The following is a 24,309-nucleotide window of genomic DNA, read 5'->3' as shown; positions in this document are numbered from 1 at the left end:
ATGCGCTTTACACATGCCCTGGCGGTGACCGCCCTCCTCACCCTTGGCGCCTGCGCCACTCGCCCCGACCCATCCGATCCGGAGGCCGTCGCCGAGTACGAGCAGAACAACGATCCGCTGGAGCCGGCCAACCGCGTCTCCTACGCGGTGCACGACGCCATCGACCAGGCCGTGCTGGAGCCCGCCGCGCGCGGCTACCGCTACGTGGTGCCCGAGCCGGTGCGCCTGTCCATCCGCAACGTGCTCGCGAATTTGCGCACGCCGGTGGTCCTGCTCAACGACCTGCTGCAGGGCGACGGCGAGCGCGCCCGCATCACGCTCGGCCGCTTCATGGTGAACTCCACGCTCGGCATCGCCGGCATCCTCGATGTCAGCGAGGATTGGGGGGTGCCCGGCCATTTCGAGGATTTCGGCCAGACGCTCGCTGTCTGGGGCGTGGGCGAGGGACCGTTCCTGTTCGTCCCCATCCTGGGGCCATCAAATCCACGGGACCTTTTCGGCACGGCGGTGGATTTCGCCGCCGACCCACTCACCTATTTCGGTCAGGGCGTGGTGGTCGATGCGCTGAACTACACCCGCACCGGCCTCACCGTGGTTGATGTGCGCGAAGCTCTGATCGCCACCGTCACGCCCGTTCGGGAAGGTTCGATGGATCCCTACGCCACCTTCCGCTCCGGCTACCGGCAGCGCCGCAACGCCGCCATCCGAAACCAGGAACCGCAGCGGGGCCAGGGCCAGAACACCGGCTCCGGCGTGGGCCGCGGCTTCGGGCTCACCGTCCCGCTTCGCTAGGATTGACCCTCATGACGACCCTTCGCCGCAACCTCGTGCTCGGTGCCGCCGGGCTTGGCCTGTGCACAGCGATCAGCCCCGCGCAGGCCGAGATCGACCCCGCGCGGGCCACCGCCTTCATCGAATCGGCCGGCCGCGACCTGGTCGCGCAGCTCAACTCCACCGCCGGCACCGCCACCCAGCGGCGTGAGCGCGTGGCCGCGGTGCTGCGCCGCGCCATCGACATCGAGGGCACCGGGCGCTTCATCCTGGGCCGCTACTGGCGCCAGGCCAGCGAGGCCGAGCAGCGCCAGTATCTGCAGCTGTTCGACGAGATCATCATCCGCAACCTCTCGGCCCGCTTCGGCGAGTACCAGGGGGTGCGCTTCACCGTCGGCCGTACCCAGCAGCGCTCCGAGGAGGACGTGCTGGTCACCACCCAGGTGGACCGGCCGAACAGCGCCTCCTTCGCACTCGACTGGCGCGTGGCGGAAGTCGGCGGGCAGCCCAAGGTTGTGGACGTGATCGCCGAGGGGACCTCGATGCGGCTGACGACGCGGAGCGAATACTCCTCGGTCATCCAGCGCAACGGCGGGCAGGTGAGCGCGCTGCTGACGGCGATGCAGCAGCAGATCGCGCAGCTGGCGGCGCGCGAGGGGCGGTAGAAGAAAGCGCCGGGGAAAAGAATTTCCCCGGGGACCCCATTCTTTTATTTTTATCTATTGGCCTGGGTATTCAGGGCGCGCCGAGTTTGCGGCGGCGTCGCTGACTGCGCGGGCAGTGCCGCAGCTTCGAAGGCCGCACCGACGCAGCGCTGGCTGCACAACCAGCACCAAAAAATCAAAAATAAAAGAATGGGGTCTGGGGAAATTCTTTTCCCCAGCCTGTCGTCAGGGCCGGCTCTCAAACACCAGCATCCGGCCCCCCAGATGCTCGAACTCTCCCGCCGGCACCATCCCGATATCCTGTGCCACTTCAATCGAATCCCGATTTGTCTCCCGCGCCACCGCGATGATCCGCGCGAGCCCCGCCCGATGCCCGAAATCCAGCGCCGCCCGTGCCGCCTCCCGCGCATACCCATGCCCGCGGCTTTCCGGCCAGAACGCATAGCGCAGCGCCACCCCGCGCCCATCCGGCCGCTCCATGAACCCGCACAGCCCCAGGAAATCCCCCGCCTCGCGCAGGAACACGCACCAGGTGCCGTACCCGCGCACCTGCCAGAAAGCGATGTCGTCCTCCAGCTCCTCCCGCGTGCGGGCGGGCGTGCGCACCCCGTGCAGCATATGGCCGAAGACGCGTTCATCCGCCTTAAGGCGCGCGAGGTCGGCCAGCATTTCCTCGCCCGGCGGCAGTAGCATCAGCCGCTCGGTGCGCAGGATGCGCCCCGGCCCGGCATGCGCGCCGGGCAACCCATCATAAGGCTGCGGGCCTTCCGCGTTCACCGCGACAGCGGCCGGTATTTCAGCCGGTGCGGCTGGTCCGCCGCGGTGCCCAGGCGGCGCCGCTTATCCGCCTCATAGGCCTGGAAGTTGCCCTCGAACCACTCGACATGGCTGTCGCCCTCGAAGGCCAGGATATGCGTGGCCAACCGGTCCAGGAACCAGCGGTCATGGCTGATGATCACCGCGCAGCCCGCGAAATCCTGCAGCGCCTCTTCCAGCGCCCGCAGCGTATCCACATCCAAATCGTTGGTCGGCTCATCGAGCAGCAGCACATTGTGCGGCCGCTTCAGCATCTTCGCCAGATGCACGCGGTTCCGCTCACCGCCGGAGAGCACCCCCACCGGCTTCTGCTGATCCCCACCCTTGAAGTTGAACGCCGCGCAATACGCACGGCTCGGCACCTGCCGCTTCCCCATCGGGATCATGTCCATCCCGTCCGAAATCTCCTGCCACACGGTCTTGGTCGCATCGAGGCTGTCGCGGCTCTGGTCGACATACCCGAGCTCGACACTCTCTCCGACCACCAGCGTCCCCGCATCGGGCGTGTCCACCTCGGTGATCATCTTGAACAGCGTGGACTTGCCCGCGCCATTCGGCCCGATCACGCCGACGATCCCGCCCGGCGGCAGCTTGAACGACAGGTCATCGATCAGCAGCCGGTTGCCAAACCCCTTCCGCAGCCCCTCCGCGACAATCACGATATTGCCCAGCCGAGGCGCCGGCGGGATCTGGATCTCCGTCGGATCCGGCGCGCGATCCTGGCTCTTCTGCAGCAGATCCTCATAGGCGCTGATGCGCGCCTTGCTCTTGGACATCCGCGCCGCCGGCGACCGCCCGATCCATTCCTGCTCCTCGGCCAGCTGGCGTTGGCGCGTGCTCTCCTCGCGCTCCTCCTGCTGCAACCGCTTCCGCTTCGCGTTCAGATAGGCCGAGTAATTCCCCTCATACGGAATGCCCCGCCCGCGATCGACCTCCAGAATCCAGTTGGTCACGTTGTCGAGGAAGTAGCGGTCGTGGGTCACGATCAGCACCGCGCCGCGATAATCGCGCAGCGTCTTCTCCAGCCAGGCCACGCTCTCGGCATCCAGATGGTTGGTCGGCTCGTCGAGCAGCAGCATCTCGGGCTTCTCGAGCAGCAGCTTGCACAGCGCCACGCGCCGGCGCTCGCCGCCCGACAGCGTCGTCACAGGGCTGTCGAAAGGCGGGCAGCGCAGCGCGTCCAGCGCGATGTCCACCGTCCGCTCAAGCTCCCAACCATTCGCCGCGTCGATCTTCTCCTGCAGCGCCGCCTGCTCACCGAGCAGCTCGTTCATCCGCTCCTCGGTCATCTCGTTGGCGAATTCTTCGGAGATCGCGTTGAACCGCGTGAGCCAGCCCATCAGGTCGGCAAACGCATCCATCACGTTCTCGCCCACGGTCTTGTCCGGATCGAGATGCGGTTCCTGCGGCAGGTAGCCGACGCGCACACCCTCGGCGGCCCAGGCCTCGCCACCGAAATCCGTGTCCTGGCCGGCCATGATGCGCATCAGCGTGGACTTGCCGGCGCCGTTGGGGCCCAGCACGCCGATCTTCACGTCGGGAAGAAAGGACAGCGTGATGCCCTTGAACACCTCGCGCCCGCCCGGATAGGACTTGGTCAGGTTCTTCATGACGTAGGCGTATTGGTAGGCGGCCATGGCGGGGACCTGTGCGTCGGGAGGGTGAGCGGGGTTACTTAGAGGGGGGCGGCGTGGGGGACAAGAAAGAGCGGGGGAAATGAATTTCCCCCGGACCCCCTTTCTTTTATTTTTGTCACTGGGTATCGGCCGCGCAGACGGCACGCGAAAGGTGTAACCAACGCCAATGGCGCTGCCTCCGAACTTTCTCGATGAGCTCAGGACGCGCACGCCGTTGGCCTCGCTCATCGGCCGGCGGGCGCGGCTGGCGAAATCCGGACGCAACTGGAAGGCCTGCTGTCCCTTCCACAACGAGAAGTCGCCGTCCTTCTACGTCTATGACGATCACTACCATTGCTTCGGCTGCGGCGCGCATGGCGACGCCGTCTCCTTCGTCATGCAATCCGAAGGCGCGGGCTTCATGGAAGCCGTCGAACGCCTGGCCAGCGAAGCCGGGCTCGACATCCCCAAGCCAACGCCCGAGGCCGCCGCGCGCGACCGCACGGCCCGTGACCTCCACGCCGTCATGGCCGCTGCCGAGGCAAGCTTCTCTCGCCGACTTTACCTTCCCGAAGGGCGCCCGGCGCTCGACTACCTCATCCGGCGTGGGCTCACGCCCGAGACCATCCGCGACTTCGGCCTCGGCTGGGCCTCGGGCACCCGCGGCGCCATCGCCGGCGACCTCTCGCCCGAAGGCATCACGCCCGCCCAGCTCCTCGAAGCCGGCCTGCTCCGCGAAGGCGAAGGCGGCGAGTCCCCGCGCGACTTCTTCTTCAACCGCGTCATCTTCCCAATCCGCGACCGGCGCGGGCGCACCATCGCCTTCGGCGGCCGCACCCTGGGCGATGGCCAACCCAAATACGTGAACTCGCCCGAGACCCCGCTGTTTTCGAAGCGCCGCGCCCTCTACAACCTCGACCGCGCCAAGGAAGCCGCCTTCCGCGGCGCCCGCGTGCTCGCCGTCGAGGGCTACATGGACGTGATCGCGCTGCACCAGGCGGGCTTCACCGGCGCGGTCGCCCCGCTCGGCACCGCCCTCACCGAGGAGCAGCTGCAGGAGATCTGGCGCCTGCATCCCGAACCCGTGCTCTGCTTCGACGGCGACGCCGCCGGCGGCCGTGCCGCCGCACGCGTGGCAACGCTCGCCCTCGCACAACTGGCACCCGAACGCACCCTGCGCCTGGCCACGCTGCCCGGCGGCGAGGACCCGGACACGCTCATCGCCAAATCAGGCCAGCGCGGCTTCCAGGCGGTGCTCGATGCCGCCCAGCCGCTCTCGGAGGCGCTGTATACCCTCGTCGCCGGCGGCACCCCGCCGGCCACACCCGAGGCGCGCGCCGCCCTGCGCCACCGGCTTGAGGAAGCCGCCCGCACCATCCCCGACAAGTCGCTCGGCGCCGAATACCGCCGCGTCCTGCTCGACCGCTTCTTCGCCGCCCGTCCCCGCCCCGGCGTCAAGCCACCACCCCCGCGCATCGCCCGCCGCGCGCCCGACCCGGTGGCCGCGCGCGAGGATGCGGCGCGCTGCGCGCTCGCCATCCTGCTCGCCAATCCCTGGCTCATTCCGCAGGTCGAGGAAGCGCTCGCCGGCCTCGATCTCCCTGGCGGCCCGGCCACACGGCTGCAAAATGCCTTCCAAGCGTGGCTTTCCGGACCGCACGCGCTTGACTCTGCCTCGCTCATCGCCCACCTCGCCCAGACTGGGGAAAATGATGCGCTGGCCTGGGCGACGCGGCCCGAGGGCCTCCCGCAGGCAGCGCAACCGAATACCCAGCCCGGCGACGCCGAGAACGGGTGGTGGCATTTCTTCCTCCGCCTGCGTGGCGAAGCGGCTTTGATCGACGACCAGCGCGCCGCGGAGCGCGACTGGATTGAGACCAATGACCCCGGCGCGGCACTCCGCTTGCAACGCCTCACCGAGGCTCTGGCGGCGCAGCGCCGTGGCGAAGCGAATGAGGCGGAGGGCGACAGCCCCTTCGCATAGGTTAGTGGCATTTTCGCCGAGCCTCCGGGGCCGGCGCGCAGAGATCGGAGCGATCGAGGCATGGCGGCGAGCAAGGTTGCTGGTGATACGGCGGAAGCGCGTGAGGAAGTGGTCGAGGGCGTGCTGCTCGATATCCAATCCGCCGCCGTCAAGAAGCTGATCGCCCGCGGCAAGGAGCGCGGCTACGTCACGGTGGACGAACTCAACGCCGCGCTGCCCTCCGAGCAGGTATCCTCCGAGCTGATCGAGGACACCATGGCCATGCTCAGCGAAGTGGGCGTGAACGTCGTCGAATCCGAGGAGACGGAGGAAGGCGAGGCCGTCGTCGCCAAGCCCGAGAAGAAGGACGACGAGGAGGAGGAATCCGGCGGCAACGTCGATGAGGAAACGCTCGGCCGCACCGACGACCCGGTGCGCATGTACCTGCGCGAGATGGGCAGCGTCGAGCTGCTCTCCCGCGAGGGCGAGATCGCGATTGCCAAGCGCATCGAAGCCGGGCGCGACATGATGATCGGCGGGCTCTGCGAAAGCCCGCTCACCTTCCAGGCCATCCTGCGCTGGCATGAGGCCGTCAAGGACGGCAAGATGCTGCTCCGCGACGTCATCGACCTCGAGGCCACGCAATCCGCCAACAGTCCCGACGGCACCGCGACCGCCGCCGCGGCCGCCGAGGAGGAGTTCGAGGATGGCGAGGAAGGCGAGGGCATGGGCCTGTCGCTCTCGGGCCTCGAAGAGAAGCTGAAGCCCGAGGCGCTGGCCGCCTTCGAGGCGATCGAGCAGAACTACACCAAGCTGCACAAGATGACCGCCAAGCGCATGGAGGCCTACACCTCCGGCGAGGAATACGCGACGCGTGGCGAAAAGACCTACGAGAAGCAGCGCAAGGAGCTCGTGGCCCTCGTCGAGAAGGTGCACCTGCACAACAACCGCATCGAGGAGCTGGTCGACCAGCTCAAGGGCCTCAACCGCAAGCTGGTCGCGCTCGAAGGCCAGGTGATGCGCCTGGCCGACGGCTCGAAGGTCAAGCGCGACGAGTTCCTGACCCACTGGAAGGGTGCCGAGCTGGACCCGGCGCTGTTCGAGCGGCTGGGCAAGCTGCCGGCCAAGGGCTGGAAGACCTTCATCGCCAAGCACACCGATGATGTCGAGGCGATCCGCGGCAAGATCACCGTCGTCGCGCAGGAGACCGGGCTGCCGGTCAGCGAGTTCAAGCGCGTCTACGCGACGGTCGGCCGCGGCGAGCGCGACATGACCCAGGCGAAGAAGGAGATGATCGAGGCGAACCTGCGCCTGGTGATCTCCATCGCCAAGAAATACACCAATCGCGGCCTGCAATTCCTCGACCTGATCCAGGAAGGCAACATTGGCCTGATGAAGGCGGTCGATAAGTTCGAATACCGCCGCGGCTACAAGTTCTCCACCTACGCCACCTGGTGGATCCGCCAGGCGATCACGCGCTCCATCGCCGACCAGGCGCGCACGATCCGCATCCCGGTCCACATGATCGAGACGATCAACAAGCTGGTGCGCACGTCCCGCCAGATGCTGCACGAGATCGGCCGCGAGCCGCAGCCCGAGGAGTTGGCCGAGAAGCTCGGCATGCCGCTCGAGAAGGTGCGCAAGGTGCTGAAGATCGCGAAGGAGCCGATCAGCCTCGAGACGCCGATCGGCGACGAGGAGGACAGCCATCTCGGCGACTTCATCGAGGACAAGAACGCGATCATCCCGCTCGACGCCGCGATCCAGTCCAACCTGCGCGAGGCCACCACGCGCGTGCTGGCGAGCCTCACGCCGCGCGAGGAACGCGTGCTGCGCATGCGCTTTGGCATCGGCATGAACACCGACCACACGCTCGAGGAAGTCGGCCAGCAGTTCAACGTGACGCGCGAACGCATCCGCCAGATCGAGGCCAAGGCGCTGCGCAAGCTCAAGCACCCGAGCCGGTCGCGGAAGCTGCGCTCCTTCCTGGACAACTGATGTCGACGCTGATGCAAGAGCCGGTGGTGGAGGTGACGGTCGACGTCACCTTCCTGCGCATGGAAGCCCCGCCCGCCACCCCCGCGCCGCCGGTGCCGGAGGGCCTGCAGGTGGTGCGCGTCAGGCACTGCTCGGCTGGGTTCTACCGCTATCTCTACGACACGGTGGGCGCGCCCTGGCTGTGGTGGATGCGCCGCACCCTGAGCCAGCCGGAGCTGGAGCGCGCCATCGCGCCGCCCCGCGTCACCATCCACGCGCTGTATTCGGGCGGCGAACCGATCGGCTTCTACGAGCTGGAGCGTCGCCTGCCCGACGCCGTGAACCTCGCCTATTTCGGGCTGATGCCGCACATCATCGGCCGCGGCATCGGCAAGCCTTTCCTGCGCCACGCCGTCGATACCGCCTGGGCGGAGGGGCCGCGCTTCGTCACGGTCAACACCTGCACGGCGGACCATCCGCGCGCGCTGCCCAACTACGTCGATGCCGGGTTCGAGCGGCTGCGCACCATGCGCGAGGTCTGGCCGGTGCCGCTGCGGCTGGGCATGGAGATCCGCGTTCCGCGCTGACGCGGCCAAGCCAGCAGGGCCGCGAGCGGCAGCAGCCAGATGATGCGCGCCCCGTAGCGGTCATGCGGGGCGGAGAGCGCGCCGGTGGCAAAGGCGTTCGCCGCGATGGCGCCGAGTGCCACCAGCACCAGCGCGCGCTGTTCCGCGCCGCCGCGCGCGAGGCCGAGCAGCGCCAGCGCCAGCGATGCTGCCAGCACCGGCATATGCAGGGCCAGCCAAGGCGCGGCCGCCTCCGCCAGCGCGCCGCGCATCTGCAGCCCGGCATCGAAGGCCGCCAGCTCGCGCGCCGGAAACCCGTCCCGGATCATGCGTCGCGCGCTGAGGTCGAGATGCTCATTGCCGAGCGTGTCGCCGACGCGCGCCAGCGCGAGCTGCCGCGCCGCATTGCCCGCCATCGCGCGCAGCACGGCCAAGGGCCGCTCGGCGAAGGTGGCGCGCAGGATCACGCCCGCCTCCGGGGCGAGCGCCACGCTGCCCATGAAGCGCTGCGCACCCGTGGTATCCTGCGAGACAGGGCTGTCGGGCGACCAGAGGAAATCGTCGGAGTCCATCGGCAGCCGGTCGGTGAAATCGCACAGGTACCAGCCGGCTGCCGGGCAATGCGCGCGCAGCGTCTCCACCGCGGGCCCATCCGCCTGCAGCCGCGCAAGCAGGAAGATGCCGCCGTTCTGCGACAGCGTTGCTCGTCCGCTATCGGCGAGGTTCACGCCCAGCAGCACGCCCGCAGCCAGCACCGGCACCATCGCCGCGCGCAGCACCGGCACGACTCGGCGGCGCAGCACCAGCACCAGGCCCACCAGCGCCAGCGCGATGACCAGGTGCGACAGGTGCGCCGCCACGCACAGCACGCCCACGGCCGTCACCGCCACGCGCTCCGCCCGCGACAGGCGGTGCGCGCAGAAGCCGAGCAGGAAGATCGCCAGCGCCGCAACGCCGGACAGCACATCCGGCATCAGCGTCGCCGCGAACCAGGGCAGCGCCGTCAGCCCCGCCAGCGCCGCGCATACGGCAAGATGCACCCCCGCCCGCGCCGCGCCCAACGCCCCGCGCTGCGTCAGCCAGACCATCCACGAGATCAGCAGCAGCTGCGCCGCCAGCGACCCCCACAGCGTCACCCGCGCATGAAAGGCAGCGAGGGCCGGTCCATAGGCCGGCGCCTTGTCCCAAGGCAGCGCCCACAGGATCGTGTGTTCCAGGTAGGAGACGGTGTCGATGAACACCAGCGGATAGCCGTTGAGCAGCGCCGGCCAGCCGAGCAGCGCGCCGCCGGCCAGGACCGCCAGCGCCCTCACACCCGCCGCCGCGTGCCCGCCATCACCAGCGCGCCGGCGAAGGGCACAAGCCACAGGATGCGCGCCTCGTAGCGGTGATGCGGCTTGGACAGCCCGCCGGTCGCCAGCGCATTGGCCGCGCAGCCCAGCAGCACCAGCAGCAGCAGGGCGCGCAGCGTCGGGTCCGGCCGCCGCCACAGCCCGACCAGGCAAAGCAGCACGCCCAGCACCAGCACCGGCGCGTGGGGGACGAAGAACGGCGCCGCCGCCGCCGGCAGCGCGCCGCGCAGCTGCAGCGATGCCGCGTAGCGCGCGGTCTCCGCGGCCGGGAAATACTCCCGGATGCGGCTGCCGGTGGAGGCCTCGACATCGTCGCCGAGCGTGTCCCCGGCCTCGGCCGTCACCAGCTGGCGCAGCGCGTTCAGCGTCATCGCCCGCGCTACCGCCACCGGCTCCCGCCGCAGCGTCTCGGCGACGATCTCCCGCGCCTCATCGGACAGCAGCGCGCCGCCGAGGAAGCGCGCGCGGCCCTCCGCGTCGCGATTCATCGGGCTGTCGGGCACCCAGAGGAAGACGTCGGAATCCATCGGGAAGCGATCGACGAAGGCGCAGAGATACCAGCCACGGCCCGGGCATTCCGCCTGCAGCGTGCGCGTCGCCGGCCCGTCATCCTGCAGCCGCGCGAACAGGAAGGTCGCGCCATGCGGCGACAGCGAAAGCCGCCCATGCCCGACGAGATTGGTCACCAGCAGCAGGGCGATGGCGGCGAGGAGTGGTGCCGCCATGCGCAACACCGGGCGCCAACGCCACGCCAGCAGCGTGCCCACGACCAGCAGCGCCAGCGCGAGCGGCACATGCGACAGGTGCGCCGCGATCCCGACCGTGGCGAGCAGCCCCACCCAAGCCATCTCGCCGCGCGAAAGCCGCGGCGCACCGAAGCCGAGCAGGAACGTCGCGAGCACGACGACCGGCGCGAACACATCCGGCATCAGCAGCGCGATGGTGAAGGGCGCCGTGGTCAGCGCCGCGACGCCCGCGCACAGCGCCAGGTGCCAGGCCGGGCCCGCCACCCCGCGCACCACCCGCAGCACCAGCCACAGCAGGTGGGAGACCATCAGCGCCTGCGCCGCGAGCGGCAGCCACAGGGAAACCCGCCAGTGGAACAGGTGCAGCAGCGGGCCGTAGACCCAGGGCTTGTCCCAGATCATCAGCGGCACCAGCGTCTGCGCCAGGAACGCGCCGGTGTCGCTGAACAGCAGCGGGTAGCCATTGAGGAACGCCGGCCAGGCGAGCAGCGCCGCACCCGCCGCGATGGCGGCCAGCGCAAGGGCCGCCGACCGCCACCGGGGCGGGTCGCCGGCGGCGAGCGCGGCGGCGGTCATCCGGCCTGGCTCGCCCCGCAGAAGATCTCGACCACATTGCCCTCGGCATCGGCGCAGTGCAGCGCGCGGCGCCCATCGGGCAGCGCATGCGGCGCGGCGAGGATGGCGGCGCGCTTCATCAGCAGCCGCCGGTGCCAGCGGTCTAGCTCCTCGGGCGGCACGGCGAAGGCGAGCATCGCGCCCGGGCCGCCGGCCTCGGGGAACAGCGCGTCGCCGCGCGACCGCAGCACCAGTGCGACGCCGCCGAGATCGAAGGCCAGCCCGCCATGGCCGAGCGGCTTGAGCGTCATCACGCCCGCGTAGAATTCGCGCTGCCGCGCCACGTCGCGGCAGGGCAGTTCGATGCGACAGAATCCCTCGGGCGTCATGCCCGATCCCACCGCGCGGCGGCCTGGTCGTCCTCGCCCTTCGCCTCGACCCAGCGCGTGGAGCCGTCGGCGAAGACTTCGCGCTTCCAGAACGGCGCGCGGGTCTTCAGCCAGTCGATCAGGAAGGCGCAGGATTCGAGCGCCGCCGCCCTATGCGACGAGGCGGTGAGCACCAGCACGATCGGCGCGCCGGGCGGAATGGCGCCGACCCGATGGATCACCGTGGCACCGGTGAGCGGCCAGCGCCGGGCGGCCTCGTCGGCGATGCGCTCGATCGCGCGCTCCGTCATCCCCGGGTAGTGCTCGAGCTCGAGCGTGACGAGGCCGTCATCGGCGCGGCAGAGCCCGCAGAAGCTCGCCACGCCGCCGACATCCGTGCGCCCGCCGGTGAGCTCGGCGATCTCCGCGGCCAGGTCGAAGACGGCCTGCTGCACGCGCACGCGGACCGCCATGTCAGCCGCCCGTGACGGGGGGGAAGAACGCCACCTCGTCGCCGGCGGCGACGGCATCGCCGAGGCCGGCGAAATCCTGGTTGACCGCGGCACGCACCCGGCTGGTGCCGGCGAACGCCGCCTCATGGGCCGGGCTGCTCGCGCGCAGCCAGGCGATCAGCCGGCCCACGTCGCGCACATCCTGCGGCGGGGCGACCTCTTCCTCCGCCACGCCGATCCGCTGGCGCAGCCCGGCGAAGTAGAGGATGCGCATCAGCGCGGCACGACCCGGATGGACCCGTCGGCGCCGAGCAGGGTCACCGCGCCGGAGCCGTTGTCGACCGCGACGCCGCCCGGCTGGCCGGCCCGCGTATAGGGCGTCTGGCCGCCGCTGCCGACGCCGAGCACCGCCGGCGGTCCGCCGGGCACCGCGAGGACCTGCCCGGCCCGGTTGGGGTCGGGCGTGGCCGAAGCCGGCGGGGCGAAGGCATCCACCCGGCTCGGGCCGGGGATGCGCTGTTCGGTGATGGTCGAATCCGGTGGGGCCGACGAGCTGCCGCGCGGCGCCTGCGCCCGCGGGCGGCCCTCGCGCTCCAGGTCGGGCCGCGGCACCGGCCGGTATTCCGGGATGTTGCGCACCGCGTCGTCGGGGTTGCCGAGCGTGCTGCGCGGCGCCTCGGGTTCGATCCAGCCGAGGGCGGTGTCGTTGTCGACCCGCTCGACCGAAGCCTGGTCGCCCATGACGCGGCGGATGGTGAGGCTGTCGCCCGGCGCGGCCGGCCGGCTCGACAGGTTGAAGGAGGGGCCGGAGCCTTCGCAGCCGGGCAGCGCCAGCAGCAGCGCGAGCGCGGTGGAGACGCCGAAAATCCAGGGTCCGTGGCGCATGGCGGTCGGCACTCCGTTCCTGTTCGTCCGGAAGATGCGTCCGGAACGGCGCTGTCTCAAGGCCGCAGCACGCTGTTGTTTTCGGCCGCCGCCGCGCGGGCCGCGTCCGCCGCGCCGGCATGGCGCAGCCCGACATGGAGGTATTCCCAGCCGGTGACCAGGGTGAGGACCGCCGCCACCCAGAGCATGCCCTCGCCGATCAGCGAGACCGGCAGGAAGCCCAGGCCGATGACGCGCGCGCCGGTGTCTCCGGCGAGCAGCGTGCCCAGCGCGCCCATCTGGAAACCCGTCTTCCATTTGGCCAGCCGCGTGACCGGCAGCCCGGCGCGCAGCCCGGCCAGATACTCGCGCAGGCCGGAGACCAGGATCTCGCGCAGCAGGATGATGATCGCCGGCAGCAACCCGATGCCCGACAGCCGCCCCATCCCCGCCAGCAGCATCAGCGCGGCGCCGACCAGCAGCTTGTCCGCGATGGGATCCAGCATGCGGCCGAAATCTGAGGTCATCTGGCGGTTGCGGGCGATCTTGCCGTCGAAGTAGTCGGTGATGCCGGCCACCGAGAACACCACGCAGGCGGCCATGTCCGCCCAGGGCGCACCGATCGCGCAGGTGGCCATGAGCAGCGGAATCGCGGCGATGCGCGACAGCGTCAGCAGGTTCGGGAGGTCGGTCAGCATGCCCAGTTCTCAGCCTTGCGCCACTCTACCGGTCGCAGCGCCAGGGTGGAAATGCTCGTGGATCCGCCTGGCCATGCCGGGCCCGATGCCGGGGCAATTCGCGAGGTCGTCCGCACCCGCCTGGCGCACGCCGCGCGCCGAACCGAAGTGGTTGAGCAGGCGCCGCTTGATCGCGCTGCCGATGCCGGGGATGTCGTCCAGCTCCGACTTGGTGATGGCCTTGGAGCGGCCGGCGCGATGGGTGGTGATGGCGAAGCGATGCGCCTCGTCGCGCAGGCGCTGCAGGTAGTAGAGCACCGGGTCGCGCGGCGGCAGCTGGAAGGGCGGCTTGGTGGTGGAGTGGAACCATTCGCGCCCCGCATCCCGATCCGGCCCCTTGGCGACGGCGATCAGCGGGATGTCCTCGACGCCGAGCTCCGCCATGACCGAGCGGGCGGCGGAGAGCTGCCCGGCGCCGCCGTCGATCAGCACCAGGTCCGGCCAGGTGCCGGAGGCGCGCGAGGGGTCCTCGCGCATGGCGCGGCCGAAGCGGCGCTCGAAGACCTCGCGCATCATCGCGAAGTCGTCGCCCGGCGCGATGTCGCCCTTGATGGAGAATTTCCGGTAGGCCTGCTTGAGGAAGCCCGGCGGCCCGGCCGCGACCATCACGCCATAGGCATGGGTGCCCTGGATGTGGCTGTTGTCGAAGACCTCGATGCGCTGGGGCGTCTCGGGCAGGTCGAACAGGGTGGCCACCCCTGCGAGAAGCGCCTCCTGCGCGGTGCCCTCGGCGAATTTGCGCTCCAGGGCTTCGCGGGCGTTGGTCTCCGCATGCTCGACGATGGCGCGCTTCTCGCCGCGTTGGGGGCGGTGCAGCTCGACGCGGCGGCCGGCCTTGAGGCTGAGCGCCTCGGCGATCAGCGGGCACTCCACCGGCTCGTGGCTGAGCAGCAGCAGGGGCGGCGGCGGCAGGTCGTCGTAGAGCTGGCCGAGGAAGCTCGCCATCACCTCCTCCGGCGTCTGGTCGTCCTTGGCGTGGCTGAGGAAATACGGGCGGTTGCCGTTGTTGCGGCCGCCGCGGAAGAAGAACACCTGGACGCAGGATTGCCCGGCGATGCGGTGCAGCGCGATCACGTCGGCATCCTGCACGCCGTCGATATGGATGCGGTCGCGGCCCTGGATGTGGGTCAGCCCGCGGATGCGGTCGCGGATCGCCGCGGCGCGCTCGAATTCGAGCGCCTCTGCGGCAGTCTCCATCTCGGCGGCCAGACGCTTCTGGATCGAGGGCACCTCACCCGAGAGGAACTGCTTCGCCTCGTCCACCAGCTCCGCATAGTCCTCCCGGGATATGCGCTCCACGCATGGCGCGGAGCAGCGGCGGATCTGGTGCAGCAGGCAGGGGCGCTGGCGCGTGTCGAAGACGGTGTCTCGGCAGGAGCGCAGCAGGAACACCCGCTGCAGCGCTGTCAGCGTCTGGTTCACCGCCCAGGCGGAGGCGAAGGGCCCCCAATAGCTCGCCCCCTTGCGCCGTTCCCCGCGATGCTTGGCGATCTGCGGGTAGGGGTGGTCCTCGGTCAGCACCAGCCAGGGATAGGATTTGTCGTCGCGGAGCACGATGTTGTAGCGCGGCCGCAATTTCTTGATAAGATTGGCTTCCAGCAGCAGCGCCTCGGCCTCGCTGGCGGTGGTGATGACCTCGACCTGGCGGGTCTCGAACACCATCCGGCGCAGCCGCTCGGGCAGGCGGGCCACCTGGGTGTAGTTGTGCACGCGCTTCTTGAGCGACCGCGCCTTGCCCACGTACAGGGCGTCGCCTTTCGCATCGAGCATGCGATAGACGCCGGGCGAGAAGGGCAGGGTCGCGAGCGCCGTCTCGATGATGGCGAGGCCCAACATGACGGGCGCGCTCTCGGTTGTATCAGGCATGGGCGCGCCTTATACCACGGCTCGCCGCCGCGCGCGCGATGCGCAGCACGGATGCCGCAGGCAAGCACGAAATCCACCCACCGGTCGAAGCCTGTGGATAAATCTGTGGAGCGGAGCCGGAGGCAGGGCCGCAAAGCCAGCTTTGAGGCCGACTCCCGAAAAATTGCTTAAGAATTATGCGTCGGACATCCGCAAAGTCAACATATTGATAAGGTTGAATTTTTGCCCCCCCGAGCGTCGGCGGCCGCCGTCAAGCCCTAGTTTTCCCTAGCCATGTCACGCGGCTGACGCTTGGCCGTCATGGCGGTGGACAAGTTCCGCGACGAGCCGGTTCGATCCGGCCAGGCAATTTCAGCAGGGCGGCCGTGTCCGTTCAACGACCACGCCCACAGAGACCACATCCGGGAACGCATCCGGCTTCTCGATCTGCACGCGCGCCGCCACGACCTTCGGATCCGCGAGTGCCGCCAGCGCTATACGTTCCGCCAGCGTCTCCACCAGTAGCACATGCTCGCCGGACGCGATGCTGCGGGCCGCCATCACAACCCGTTCATAGTCCACCACCCGGCTCAGATGGTCCACGCCGATGCCGGCGGCGACATCGGCATCCTCCACCGCGAGCTCGATCCCGATGATGATCCGCTGCGGCCCCGCCTTCTCATGCGCGTGCACGCCGAGCCGGGCCCGCGCCTCGAGCCCGCGCAGGAAGACGCGGCGCAGCCCGCGCGCCGCGTCAGGGGCGAATCCGCTCACTCGGAGGGTCCCTCGCCGGGTGCCGCACCCCATTGCAGGTGCTGCCCGCCATCGAGCGCGATCATCTGCCCGGTCATTGCCGGCAGCGCCAGGATCGCGAGCAGCGCGGCCGCGATCTCGTCGGGCGAGGTTCCCCGCCCCAGCGGCGTCGAGGCCGCCTGGCGGTCGAACTGTGCCTGGCTCTGGCGCGGGCTGGGCAGGGCCGGCCCTGGGCCGATCGCGTTCACCCGGATGCGCGGGGCAAGGGCCAGCGCCATGGTCTGCGTCATCGCCCAGAGCCCTGCCTTGGAGATGGTGTAGGACATGAAGTGCGGCGTGAGCGACCAGACGCGCTGGTCGATCATGTTCACGACCACGCCCTCGGCCGCGTCCGGCAGCGCGGCCGCGAAGCGCTGGGTGAGCAGGAAGGGGGCGCGCAGGTTCGGCTCCATGTGCCGGTCCCAGCTCGCGCGCGTGGCGTCGTTCCACTCGTCGCGCTCGAAGGTGGAGGCGTTGTTCACCAGCACGCCGAGCGGACCCAGCGCGGCCGTCGCACCGGCGACCAGGCCCTCCGCCTCGGCCTCCAGCGCCAGGTCGGCCTGCAGCACGGCGGCACGGCGGCCGAGGGCGCGGATATCCGCTGCGGTCGCCTCCGCATCGTCACGGCTGCCGGCATAATGCACCGCGATGTCGAAACCCTGTCCGGCGAGCGCCAGCGCCATGGCGTGGCCGAGCCGCTTCGCCGCGCCGGTCACCAGCGCGACCCTTGGAATGGAGGTGGCAATCGTCATGGACCGGGTGATACGCGAGCGGGACACAACAGGAAACCTCCCATGCGCCCGATCCTGACCCTCGCTTTGCTGCTCGCCGCCGGCCCCGCGCTCGCGCAGTTCAGCATGCCAAGCCTGCCGAGCACGCCGAGCGTGCCCAGCCTGGGCGGCCAGGCGCCCAATGCTCAAGCCCTGGGCACCCAGGCGCTGACGGCGCAGACGCCCGAGGAGCGCCGCGCCTTCTGCCAGCGCGTCGGCAGCGCGGCGTCGAGCTGCGGGCTGGGCATTGGCGCGCAGGCGCTGACCGCCTGCCTCATCCGCACCCTGCCGACCCAGGATTCGCTGCGCGTCGCCCGCGTCGCCAACGATACGCGCGGCGACGCGACCTCGGTGCTGCGGGAGTGCGGCGTCGGGACGCGCTGAACGGGGCCGCCAAGCCCGGCTGGGTCAGCCCCGCACCTGCCCGCTGCCAATGACCTGGTAGCGGTAGGTGCACAGCTGCTCCAGCCCGACCGGGCCGCGCGCGTGCAGCCTCCCCGTCGCGATCCCGATCTCCGCGCCGAAGCCGAACTCCCCGCCGTCGCAGAACTGCGTCGAGGCGTTCCACATCCCGACTGCCGAGGCGATGCCGCCGAGGAACCGCGCCGCCGCCGCCGCATCCTCGGTGATGATCGCCTCGGTGTGCTCGGTGCCGTAGCGGCGGATATGCGCAATCGCACCCTCCACCCCGTCCACCACGGCGATGTTCAGCACCGCGTCCAGCCATTCCGTGTGGAAATGCTCGTCCGTCGCCGGCGGCAGCTCGGGGCAGATGGCGCGGGACCGCGCATCGGCATGGAATCGGCAGCCGCGCACCGCGAGGTCGGCGACCAGCACCGGCAGCAGGGACGGGGCAACCGCGGCATCGATCAGCAGCGTCTCGGTGCTGCCGCACACGCCGGTGCGGCGCAGCTTGGCGTCCGACAGCACGCACCGCGCCATCGCCGGGTCCGCCGCCTCATGGATGTAGGTGTGGCAAAGCCCCTCGGCATGCGCGAGCACCGGTACCCGGCTGTCCTGCTGCACCCGCTCGACCAGCGAGCGCCCGCCGCGCGGGATGATCAGGTCGATCAGCCCCGCCGCCTTGAGCATGGCGGCCACAAAACTGCGATCCGCGTTCGGCGCCACCTGGATGGCCGCCGCCGGCAGCCCCGCCGCCGCCAACCCGTCGAGCAGCGCGGCATGGATGGCGCCCACCGAGCGCAGGCTCTCCCGCCCGCCGCGCAGGATCACGGCATTGCCGGATTTGAGGCAGAGCGCGCCGGCATCGGCCAGCACGTTCGGCCGGCTCTCGAACACCATCCCGATCACCCCGATCGGCTGCGCCACGCGGCGGATAACCAGCCCGTTTGGCCGCGTCCACTCGGCAATCACGCGCCCGGCCGGATCCTCCAGCGCGGCGATCTCCTCCAGGCCCCGCGCCATCGCCTCGACCCGCGCGGGGGTGAGCGCGAGGCGGTCGTGGAAGGCCTGGGTCAGGCCGTCGGCCTCGGCGAGGTCCTCGGCATTGGCGGCCAGGATCGGCAGCGCGCGCACCCGGATGGCGGCGGCGGCGGCGAGCAGCGCCGCATCCTTCTGCGCCCGCGGCGCCGCAGCCAGGGCCACCGTCGCGACGCGGGCCGCGAGCGCGGCCTCGTTGAGGGAAGCCACGGCCAGTTCGGCGGTGGCGAGATCGGTGGCGGCGTTCATGAGCGCATTATACCCGCCCGCGCCGGCGCCGACTACTCGGCGGCGATCCTCGTCGCCTCCGGCAACCAGGGCGCGCTCGCCTGCATCATCTCGCGCAGGGCGGCGGACGGTTGCGGGCGGCCGAGCAGGAAGCCCTGGGCGCGGCCAAACCCCAGGCCTGCCAGCTGCGCCAGTTCCGCCTCGGTCTCCACCCCGCTGGCGCAGGCCTCGATGCCGAGGCGCCGGCTGAGCGCGCAGACCGCCTCGGTCACCGCCAGCGCCCGCGCATCCGTCCCGAGTTCCGCGGTGAAGCCGCGATCCAGCTTCAGCCGGTCGAGCGGAAACCGCACCAGATGCGTGAGCGAGGCGGCACCCGCGCCAAAATCATCCAGCACCACCTTCACGCCCAGCGCGCGGAGCCCGTTGATCTGGCCGAGCACCATCTCGGTATTGCGCGCGACCAGCCCCTCGGTCACTTCCAGCTCAAGCCGCCCCGGCGCGAGGCCGCTCGCCGCCAGCGCGTTCTGCACCGCGTCCACCACGTCGTCATGGCGGAACTGCGCCGGGGAGATGTTGACCGCGACCGACAGCGGCACCGGCCAGCCCGCGGCCTCGCGGCAGGCGGCGCGCAGCGTCCAGCGGCACAGCGGCACGATCAGCCCGGTCTCCTCCGCGATCGCCATGAAATCCCCCGCCGGGAGCAGCCCGCGCGTGGGGTGCTGCCAGCGCAGCAGCGCCTCGCAGGCGAGCAGCTGCCGGCCGGGCAACGCGTAGACCGGCTGCCAATGCAGCGTCATTGCCTTGAGCGCGACCGCCTCGCGTAGCTCCATCTCCAGCTGGCGCCGGCCCTGCAGCGCGACGTCCATCGCCGGATCGAGGAAGGCGATACCCTTGCCCTCGGCGCGCGCGCGGGCCAGCGCCTCCTCCGCGCTGCGCATCATGGAATCGGCGGTGGTCTCCATCGGGTCGCCGATGACGACGCCGATCACCGTGCCGCAGGGCACCGGCTGGCCCTTCAGCGTGTAGGGGGCGGCCAGCAGCGAGGCGAGGCGCCGCGCCATCCGCGCCGCCGCCTCGGGCTGGTCGCCGCCATCCTGCAGCACCGCGAAGCAGGCGCCGGACATGCGCGCCGCCTGGTCCTCCACCCGCAGGCCAAGCCCGAGCCGTTCGGCCACCAGGCGCAGGAGCTGGTCGCCCGCGGCGCTGCCAAAACTCTGGTTGATCGCGCGCAAGCCCTCGAGCTCGACCATCAGCACCGCGACCGGGGTGCCAGCGCGGCGGGCGCGCGACAGCGCCACGCGCAGCGCCTCCTTGAAGGCGGCGCGGCTGGCGAGACCGGTCAGCGCATCGGTATGCGCCCGAGCCTCGAGCCGGCGGCTCTGCGCGATGACGGCGCGCATCCGGCGGCGCTGGCGCCACAGCAGCGGCAGCAGCACCGCGGCGCCGAACACGACGCCCGCGATCAGGGGCAGCAAAGCGTCGTTGGTGAGCGTCATGCGTCGGCTCCAAGGCACAGACCTGTTACGTCTGTCCAAGGATACGGGCGGAAATGCTTACAAATGATCAACGGGCGGATAAAATGCGCCTGTCCTCATCCCGCGCGACGACTCGCTAAGGCTCCGTTACCCGCCGCGCAGCACCAAATCGTCGCGATGCACCATCTCGTCCCGCCCGCGCCAACCCAGGATCTCCTCCAGCGCATCCGAGCGGCGCCCCGCGATCCGCGCCGCATCCGGCGCGTCATAGGCGACCAGGCCGCGCGCGATCTCGACGCCCGCCGCGTCGCGGATGCTCACCGGGTCGCCGCGATGGAAGGCGCCGGCCACCGCCGTCACCCCCGCGGGCAACAGCGAGGACCCCCGCGCCAACGCCCGCGCCGCGCCGGCATCGACCGTCAGCACGCCCAGCGCGCCCATGCTGCCGCCGATCCAGCGCTTGCGCGCGGACCCGCCCTCCTCCGCCGGCAGGAACCAGGTGCAGCGCGCTCCCTCGGCCAGCGCCCGCAGCGGCCGCTCCACCTTGCCCAGCGCGATCGCCATCGCACAGCCGGCCCGCGTCGCGACCTCGGCCGCGATCAGCTTCGTGCGCATCCCGCCCGACGAATACCCCGGCGGCGGGTCGCCCCCCATGGCCATGATCTCGGGCGTCAGGCGCTCCACCACCGGCAAATGCCGCGCGGCCGGGTCGCGCTTGGGGTCGGCGCTGTACAGGCCGTCAATGTCCGAGAGCAGCACCAGCGCATCGGCCGAGATCATCGCCGCCACGCGCGCGGCCAAGCGGTCATTGTCGCCAAACCGGATCTCGGCGGTCGCGACCGTGTCGTTCTCGTTGATCACCGGCACGCAGCCGAGCGCGAGCAGCGTCCCGATCGTCTCCCGCGCATTGAGGTAGCGGCGCCGATCCTCGCTATCCTCAAGCGTCAGCAAAATCTGCGCGGCATTGATGCGGTGCGCAGCCAGCGCCTCAGACCAGGCAGAGGCGAGACGGATCTGGCCCACCGCGGCGGCGGCCTGCTTCTCCTCCAGGCGCAGCTTCGGCTGGGTGAGGCCCAGCACGCGGCGGGCGAGCGCAATGGCGCCGGAGGAGACCAGGACCACCTCGGCGCCGCGCGCGCGGAGGTCGGCGATGTCCTCAGCGACGCCGGCAAGCCAAGCCGAGCGAGGGGTGGCGGTGGATTCGTCGACGAGGAGCGCGGAGCCGATTTTGATGACGATGCGACGAGCGGAGGAAATGTCCATGGGGGCGGGGGATAACGAACAAAAAGGCCGGGAGAAAGAATTCTCCCGGACCCACTTCTTATATTTTTGGCTACGGGGGCGGGTTGCGAAGGCGTCGCTTGACGAACAGATGCGCAAAGGATATAAATCCTATGATCCGCGGCGTTTTACGATCGCCTTTGCCTCGCGGATCACCTCACGCGACAAACCCAGCTGCCGGAACACCTCGTGCACCGCATCGAGTGAGGAGATCGCCGCCGGCGTCAGCACCAGCTTGTCGCCATCCACCGCGATCTTGAAAAACGGCGGCGAACCCACCGCCTTCAGCGCCTCCATCGGCACCGAAAGCTGGTTCTTCCGGGTGATCCTCGCATAATGCCTGATGTCCATCGCAGCACCTCCCATCGGTAAGGAAGTAAGGAATGGCGCAAAGCGGCGGAACGAGTCAAGGAAAATAAGCCTATGACTACAAGTGCGAAAGTAAGATTTCCTTACTTCCTTACCGGCACTCCAGCACCCGGATGTCATAGACCGGATGCTCGAGCATGTTCACGCCTGGGGAATTGGCGAACATCCAGCCGCGAAACACCGGCGCCGCGCCGCGGCGGCTATCGCTGATCTCGAGGAAGGCGGCGGCATCCGGCACTTCGTCGGGCTGCCGCGCATGGCAGGCGACGACGCGGATCGACAGCGTCTGGAAGCGCGCATCCTGGCCGACCGCGGTCTCCACCACCGTGACCCGCGCCGTCACCTTGTCCAACGCCTGCAGCTGCGCGCGGCGCGCGGGCGTCCAGTCGGCCGCAGCAGGAACCGCGAGCAGGAGGAACAGCACGGCCCAAGGCTTCACCGCGCCACCTTGGGGGATTTCAGCGCGGCGACGACGCCTGCGAGGATGTCACGCATCGCCTGCTCGCCGACGCCCATCAGCACCGCATCCTCGAAGGCGTCCTGCAACACCTGCACCAGCTCGGCATGGTTGTCGGCGAGAGTCTTGAGCTTCTCGCGGCACGACAGCGGCGCACCATCCGCCCCCGGCCAGGACGCCGGCGGGTCGAGGCTCACCGCGGCGGCGCCGGGGCCGGCGCTTCGCCCGGGGTGGGCGTCGCGGGGCGGTTCATCTCGGTCACCGAGAAGATGAAGCGGCCCAGCAGGCTCTCGAGGCTGATCGCCGACTGCGTGATCTCGATGCGCTGGCCGTCGCGCAGGATGCGCTCCGCGCCGCCCGGCACGATCGAGACGTACTTGCCGCCCAGCAGGCTTTCGGACTGGATCTCGGCGGAGCTGTCGGACGGGATGCGCAGCCCTGCATCCACGCTCAGGGTCAATTCGGCCAGGAAGGTCGCGGGGTCGATGCGTTGCGCCACGACGCGGCCCACGCGTACGCCCGCGATGCGCACATCCGCACCGGCCGCGAGGCCATCGATGCGGTCGAAGCGCGCGGTCAGGTTCAGCCCGCCCGCGGCACTCGCGCGGCCGCTGTTGGTGACGGCGTAGACCAGGAACCCGCCCGCGACGAGCAGGATCAGCGCACCCGCGAGCAGCTCGAACGCACTCCGACGATCGGCCATGGTCAGGCGCCTGGCGTCCAGGCCTGGTAGGCGCCGGCGGGGCTCGCCGGAACGCCCAGGCGCAGGTCGGAACCCTGCGGGCGATAGGCGGCGGCGCTGCCGGTGAGGTTCGGCAGATGCGGCTTCTGCCAGTCGCGCGCCAGCGTCTCGGGCAGCGGCAGCGCGGTGGTGTGGTGCAGCCAGCCCCACCAGGCCGGCGGAACGACCGATGCCTCGGCCTCGCCGGCATAGATCACGAACCGCTTGGGCCGACCGTCGCGCAACGCGCGCTTGGCCTCCCAGTAGGAGTTGCCGGTGGCATCCTCTCCGACGCGACGCGCCGAAAGGCGGATGAAGAAGCGAGCGAGGAAGGACATGCGGCGGAACCTCGCACAAAGCGGTCGCGCAGGCAAAAACCAGCGCTTGTCCACAACATTATGGGGCTGGACCGGGTAAATACCACAACATACGGCTTCCCTCGTGCTGCCCACCTGCCTTAACATTCAGGCATGGCACAGCTCACCGGCACGCTTTGGGATGGCCTCGCCTTGCGGAGGCTCCGCGCCTCGCCCGACCCCGACAGCCCCCGCCGGCCCGTCGCCCTCCCCGCCACCTGGCCGAGCCCGGAGGCCGATGACGCCGCTGCGGCGCTTGCCGCCATCACGCCGGGCGCAGGGCCGGTCGCGCTGCCGAGCCTCGCCGAGCGCTGGATCCGTCGCCTCGACAAGGCCGGCCGCGCGATGGGCCTCGTCCCCGACGACGCCTTCGCCGAGGCGCTGCGGGCCCTGCTGCTGACGCGGCGTGGCGCGCCCGGCCTGCCCACCTGGCGCGGCGAGGCCAGTGCCGAGCCACCGCGCTTCATCCTCAATCTCACCGCCTTCCTCGACGCCGCCGGCGATTTCGACGCGCCCGCCTATGCCGAGGCCGTGGCGACCGCGACGCTCGCGGCCGACATCGCCGGCGAGGGTCGCGCCGCGCATCTCGCGGTTGGTTTCGCCGATCTCGCAGGCTTCCTTGCGGCGCATGGCCTGCGCTACGCCGGCGCCGAAGGTCGCGAGGCGGCGGCGGCCATCGCCGCGCTAACGCTCGGTGCGGCCGAGGCGGAATCCGGGCGGATCGCCATCATCATGGGGGCGCGCGAGCCGCTGCGCCTGGTCTGGCCGGCGCTGCCGACCGCGACGGCCATTCCCGGCCTGGCCGAGGCGGCGCGTGCCGCGATCGATGCCGCCGTCGCCAGCCGCGGGCTGCGCCACGCCACCATCCTGGCGCTGACGCTGCCCGATGCGGTGGATGCGCTGCTCGGTGTCGAGACCGGGGGCATGGCGCCGCCGGCCGGGCATATCCGTCCGGTGCTCGGCGCCGATGGCGTGCTGCGCGACCTGCCGACCCGCGCGGCGCGGCGTGCGGGGCCGAATGCCGAGGCGCTGCTCGCCCCGGTGGACCAGCACGCGCGCCACGCCATGCTGCTCGCCGTGGGTCCGTTCCTGCACGCCGCGCCGCCGGCCGCGATCGCCGCCCCGGC

General features: G+C 70.5%; 26 protein-coding genes and 1 pseudogene. 7 read left to right on the top strand and 20 right to left on the bottom strand.

Going from position 1 to position 24,309, the window contains the following annotated elements:
• Together GXW79_RS04245 and GXW79_RS04240 are read left to right on the top strand one after the other, a co-directional pair.
• Positions 1–792 carry an MlaA family lipoprotein gene (locus GXW79_RS04245; RefSeq protein ID WP_211873103.1) on the top strand — a complete coding sequence of 264 codons (792 nt, stop codon included), beginning with the start codon at positions 1–3 and terminating at the stop codon, positions 790–792.
• 11 nt (positions 793–803) lie between these two features.
• A complete protein-coding gene (locus GXW79_RS04240; RefSeq protein ID WP_211873102.1) occupies positions 804–1,436 on the top strand; it encodes an MlaC/ttg2D family ABC transporter substrate-binding protein in 633 nt (210 codons plus the stop codon).
• A 225-nt stretch (positions 1,437–1,661) separates the two neighbouring features.
• Here the strand turns inward: GXW79_RS04240 and GXW79_RS04235 are convergent, their stop codons facing one another.
• Together GXW79_RS04235 and ettA are read right to left on the bottom strand one after the other, a co-directional pair.
• On the bottom strand, positions 1,662–2,213 hold the full coding sequence (locus GXW79_RS04235; protein WP_367614800.1) for a GNAT family N-acetyltransferase: 552 nt from the start codon (positions 2,211–2,213) through the stop codon (positions 1,662–1,664).
• The gene (gene ettA, locus GXW79_RS04230) at positions 2,210–3,889 is read right to left on the bottom strand and encodes an energy-dependent translational throttle protein EttA (protein WP_211873101.1); all 1,680 of its coding nucleotides are present in this window, start codon (positions 3,887–3,889) and stop codon (positions 2,210–2,212) included. Before ettA ends, GXW79_RS04235 begins: the two co-directional genes overlap by 4 nt.
• Before the next feature lie 166 nt (positions 3,890–4,055).
• Between ettA and dnaG the strand changes: the two genes are divergently transcribed.
• The 3 genes from dnaG to GXW79_RS04215 are packed head-to-tail and all read left to right on the top strand — an operon-like array spanning position 4,056 to position 8,395.
• On the top strand, positions 4,056–5,852 hold the full coding sequence (dnaG, locus tag GXW79_RS04225) for a DNA primase (protein ID WP_211873100.1): 1,797 nt from the start codon (positions 4,056–4,058) through the stop codon (positions 5,850–5,852).
• A gap of 60 nt (positions 5,853–5,912) precedes the next feature.
• Positions 5,913–7,829 (top strand): RNA polymerase sigma factor RpoD, encoded by a 1,917-nt coding sequence (gene rpoD / locus GXW79_RS04220; protein ID WP_211873099.1) that lies wholly within the window; start codon positions 5,913–5,915, stop codon positions 7,827–7,829.
• On the top strand, positions 7,829–8,395 hold the full coding sequence (locus GXW79_RS04215) for a GNAT family N-acetyltransferase (protein ID WP_211873098.1): 567 nt from the start codon (positions 7,829–7,831) through the stop codon (positions 8,393–8,395). The genes rpoD and GXW79_RS04215 overlap by 1 nt, the downstream gene beginning before the upstream one ends.
• Here GXW79_RS04215 and GXW79_RS04210 read toward each other — a convergent pair.
• The 10 genes from GXW79_RS04210 to GXW79_RS04165 all read right to left on the bottom strand — a co-directional run bounded on the left by GXW79_RS04210 (position 8,302) and on the right by GXW79_RS04165 (position 16,837).
• Positions 8,302–9,687, bottom strand: coding sequence for a hypothetical protein (locus GXW79_RS04210; RefSeq protein WP_211873097.1), 1,386 nt, complete (start codon positions 9,685–9,687; stop codon positions 8,302–8,304). The genes GXW79_RS04215 and GXW79_RS04210 overlap by 94 nt on opposite strands.
• A complete protein-coding gene (locus GXW79_RS04205) occupies positions 9,684–11,048 on the bottom strand; it encodes a hypothetical protein (RefSeq protein ID WP_246503716.1) in 1,365 nt (454 codons plus the stop codon). The genes GXW79_RS04210 and GXW79_RS04205 overlap by 4 nt, the downstream gene beginning before the upstream one ends.
• On the bottom strand, positions 11,045–11,416 hold the full coding sequence (locus GXW79_RS04200; protein ID WP_211873096.1) for a VOC family protein: 372 nt from the start codon (positions 11,414–11,416) through the stop codon (positions 11,045–11,047). Before GXW79_RS04200 ends, GXW79_RS04205 begins: the two co-directional genes overlap by 4 nt.
• Complete coding sequence (locus GXW79_RS04195; RefSeq protein ID WP_211873095.1) at positions 11,413–11,868, bottom strand: molybdenum cofactor biosynthesis protein MoaE; 456 nt, start codon at positions 11,866–11,868, stop codon at positions 11,413–11,415. The genes GXW79_RS04200 and GXW79_RS04195 overlap by 4 nt, the downstream gene beginning before the upstream one ends.
• A 1-nt stretch (position 11,869) precedes the next feature.
• Positions 11,870–12,121 (bottom strand): molybdopterin converting factor subunit 1, encoded by a 252-nt coding sequence (moaD, locus tag GXW79_RS04190; protein ID WP_211873094.1) that lies wholly within the window; start codon positions 12,119–12,121, stop codon positions 11,870–11,872.
• Positions 12,121–12,732, bottom strand: coding sequence for a hypothetical protein (locus GXW79_RS04185; RefSeq protein WP_211873093.1), 612 nt, complete (start codon positions 12,730–12,732; stop codon positions 12,121–12,123). The genes moaD and GXW79_RS04185 overlap by 1 nt, the downstream gene beginning before the upstream one ends.
• A gap of 56 nt (positions 12,733–12,788) precedes the next feature.
• Positions 12,789–13,409: a CDP-diacylglycerol--glycerol-3-phosphate 3-phosphatidyltransferase gene (gene pgsA, locus GXW79_RS04180; protein WP_211873092.1), complete on the bottom strand. Its 621-nt coding sequence runs from the start codon at positions 13,407–13,409 to the stop codon at positions 12,789–12,791.
• A gap of 9 nt (positions 13,410–13,418) precedes the next feature.
• Positions 13,419–15,314 (bottom strand): excinuclease ABC subunit UvrC, encoded by a 1,896-nt coding sequence (gene uvrC / locus GXW79_RS04175; RefSeq protein ID WP_211873091.1) that lies wholly within the window; start codon positions 15,312–15,314, stop codon positions 13,419–13,421.
• A 351-nt stretch (positions 15,315–15,665) separates the two neighbouring features.
• Complete coding sequence (locus GXW79_RS04170) at positions 15,666–16,067, bottom strand: dihydroneopterin aldolase (RefSeq protein ID WP_367614799.1); 402 nt, start codon at positions 16,065–16,067, stop codon at positions 15,666–15,668.
• The gene (locus tag GXW79_RS04165) at positions 16,064–16,837 is read right to left on the bottom strand and encodes an SDR family oxidoreductase (RefSeq protein WP_211873089.1); all 774 of its coding nucleotides are present in this window, start codon (positions 16,835–16,837) and stop codon (positions 16,064–16,066) included. The genes GXW79_RS04170 and GXW79_RS04165 overlap by 4 nt, the downstream gene beginning before the upstream one ends.
• Positions 16,838–16,879: 42 nt before the next feature.
• On the opposite strand from GXW79_RS04165, the gene GXW79_RS04160 reads away from it, so the two are divergent.
• Positions 16,880–17,239 (top strand): hypothetical protein, encoded by a 360-nt coding sequence (locus tag GXW79_RS04160; RefSeq protein WP_211873088.1) that lies wholly within the window; start codon positions 16,880–16,882, stop codon positions 17,237–17,239.
• Between the two features lie 24 nt (positions 17,240–17,263).
• On the opposite strand, the gene GXW79_RS04155 is transcribed toward GXW79_RS04160, so the two are convergent.
• From GXW79_RS04155 to GXW79_RS04120, 8 genes are all read right to left on the bottom strand, one after another.
• Entirely contained in the window at positions 17,264–18,544 is a 1,281-nt protein-coding gene (locus GXW79_RS04155; RefSeq protein WP_211873087.1) for a glutamate-5-semialdehyde dehydrogenase, read from the bottom strand.
• A gap of 32 nt (positions 18,545–18,576) precedes the next feature.
• Entirely contained in the window at positions 18,577–20,019 is a 1,443-nt protein-coding gene (locus GXW79_RS04150; RefSeq protein ID WP_211873086.1) for a putative bifunctional diguanylate cyclase/phosphodiesterase, read from the bottom strand.
• A gap of 126 nt (positions 20,020–20,145) precedes the next feature.
• Entirely contained in the window at positions 20,146–21,261 is a 1,116-nt protein-coding gene (proB, locus tag GXW79_RS04145; protein ID WP_211873085.1) for a glutamate 5-kinase, read from the bottom strand.
• A gap of 129 nt (positions 21,262–21,390) precedes the next feature.
• Positions 21,391–21,630, bottom strand: coding sequence for a hypothetical protein (locus GXW79_RS04140; RefSeq protein WP_211873084.1), 240 nt, complete (start codon positions 21,628–21,630; stop codon positions 21,391–21,393).
• A gap of 109 nt (positions 21,631–21,739) precedes the next feature.
• Positions 21,740–22,087, bottom strand: a complete 348-nt coding sequence (locus GXW79_RS04135) for a DUF2155 domain-containing protein (RefSeq protein WP_211873083.1) — start codon at positions 22,085–22,087, stop codon at positions 21,740–21,742.
• Positions 22,084–22,302 (bottom strand): hypothetical protein, encoded by a 219-nt coding sequence (locus GXW79_RS04130; protein ID WP_211873082.1) that lies wholly within the window; start codon positions 22,300–22,302, stop codon positions 22,084–22,086. The genes GXW79_RS04135 and GXW79_RS04130 overlap by 4 nt, the downstream gene beginning before the upstream one ends.
• On the bottom strand, positions 22,299–22,808 hold the full coding sequence (gene mlaD, locus GXW79_RS04125; RefSeq protein ID WP_211873081.1) for an outer membrane lipid asymmetry maintenance protein MlaD: 510 nt from the start codon (positions 22,806–22,808) through the stop codon (positions 22,299–22,301). The genes GXW79_RS04130 and mlaD overlap by 4 nt, the downstream gene beginning before the upstream one ends.
• Positions 22,809–22,810: 2 nt before the next feature.
• Positions 22,811–23,164: an NADH-ubiquinone oxidoreductase subunit NDUFA12 family protein gene (locus tag GXW79_RS04120; protein WP_211873080.1), complete on the bottom strand. Its 354-nt coding sequence runs from the start codon at positions 23,162–23,164 to the stop codon at positions 22,811–22,813.
• A 132-nt stretch (positions 23,165–23,296) separates the two neighbouring features.
• On the opposite strand from GXW79_RS04120, the pseudogene GXW79_RS04115 reads away from it, so the two are divergent.
• Positions 23,297–24,309, top strand: a pseudogene (locus GXW79_RS04115) (hypothetical protein); the annotation flags it as partial.

Origin of the sequence: Plastoroseomonas arctica (assembly GCF_018128965.1) — a bacterium.
GTDB lineage: Bacteria > Pseudomonadota > Alphaproteobacteria > Acetobacterales > Acetobacteraceae > Plastoroseomonas > Plastoroseomonas arctica.
The sequence above is the reverse complement of the archived record's forward strand: the minus strand, read 5'-3'. Positions and strand labels throughout refer to the sequence as shown.

Excerpts from the sequence above, each read along its gene's own strand:
- GXW79_RS04200 (WP_211873096.1), bottom strand. The coding sequence starts at position 11,416 with ATGACGCCCGAGGGATTCTGTCGCATCGAACTGCCCTGCCGCGACGTG.
- moaD (WP_211873094.1), bottom strand. The coding sequence starts at position 12,121 with ATGCGCATCCTCTACTTCGCCGGGCTGCGCCAGCGGATCGGCGTGGCG.
- GXW79_RS04195 (WP_211873095.1), bottom strand. The coding sequence starts at position 11,868 with ATGGCGGTCCGCGTGCGCGTGCAGCAGGCCGTCTTCGACCTGGCCGCG.
- GXW79_RS04215 (WP_211873098.1), top strand. The coding sequence starts at position 7,829 with ATGTCGACGCTGATGCAAGAGCCGGTGGTGGAGGTGACGGTCGACGTC.
- dnaG (WP_211873100.1), top strand. The coding sequence starts at position 4,056 with ATGGCGCTGCCTCCGAACTTTCTCGATGAGCTCAGGACGCGCACGCCG.
- rpoD (WP_211873099.1), top strand. The coding sequence starts at position 5,913 with ATGGCGGCGAGCAAGGTTGCTGGTGATACGGCGGAAGCGCGTGAGGAA.
- GXW79_RS04155 (WP_211873087.1), bottom strand. The coding sequence starts at position 18,544 with ATGAACGCCGCCACCGATCTCGCCACCGCCGAACTGGCCGTGGCTTCC.
- GXW79_RS04245 (WP_211873103.1), top strand. The coding sequence starts at position 1 with ATGCGCTTTACACATGCCCTGGCGGTGACCGCCCTCCTCACCCTTGGC.
- GXW79_RS04140 (WP_211873084.1), bottom strand. The coding sequence starts at position 21,630 with ATGGACATCAGGCATTATGCGAGGATCACCCGGAAGAACCAGCTTTCG.
- GXW79_RS04165 (WP_211873089.1), bottom strand. The coding sequence starts at position 16,837 with ATGACGATTGCCACCTCCATTCCAAGGGTCGCGCTGGTGACCGGCGCG.
- GXW79_RS04120 (WP_211873080.1), bottom strand. The coding sequence starts at position 23,164 with ATGTCCTTCCTCGCTCGCTTCTTCATCCGCCTTTCGGCGCGTCGCGTC.
- GXW79_RS04205 (WP_246503716.1), bottom strand. The coding sequence starts at position 11,048 with ATGACCGCCGCCGCGCTCGCCGCCGGCGACCCGCCCCGGTGGCGGTCG.
- mlaD (WP_211873081.1), bottom strand. The coding sequence starts at position 22,808 with ATGGCCGATCGTCGGAGTGCGTTCGAGCTGCTCGCGGGTGCGCTGATC.
- GXW79_RS04185 (WP_211873093.1), bottom strand. The coding sequence starts at position 12,732 with ATGCGCCACGGACCCTGGATTTTCGGCGTCTCCACCGCGCTCGCGCTG.
- ettA (WP_211873101.1), bottom strand. The coding sequence starts at position 3,889 with ATGGCCGCCTACCAATACGCCTACGTCATGAAGAACCTGACCAAGTCC.
- uvrC (WP_211873091.1), bottom strand. The coding sequence starts at position 15,314 with ATGCCTGATACAACCGAGAGCGCGCCCGTCATGTTGGGCCTCGCCATC.
- pgsA (WP_211873092.1), bottom strand. The coding sequence starts at position 13,409 with ATGCTGACCGACCTCCCGAACCTGCTGACGCTGTCGCGCATCGCCGCG.
- GXW79_RS04150 (WP_211873086.1), bottom strand. The coding sequence starts at position 20,019 with ATGACGCTCACCAACGACGCTTTGCTGCCCCTGATCGCGGGCGTCGTG.
- GXW79_RS04160 (WP_211873088.1), top strand. The coding sequence starts at position 16,880 with ATGCGCCCGATCCTGACCCTCGCTTTGCTGCTCGCCGCCGGCCCCGCG.
- GXW79_RS04240 (WP_211873102.1), top strand. The coding sequence starts at position 804 with ATGACGACCCTTCGCCGCAACCTCGTGCTCGGTGCCGCCGGGCTTGGC.
- proB (WP_211873085.1), bottom strand. The coding sequence starts at position 21,261 with ATGGACATTTCCTCCGCTCGTCGCATCGTCATCAAAATCGGCTCCGCG.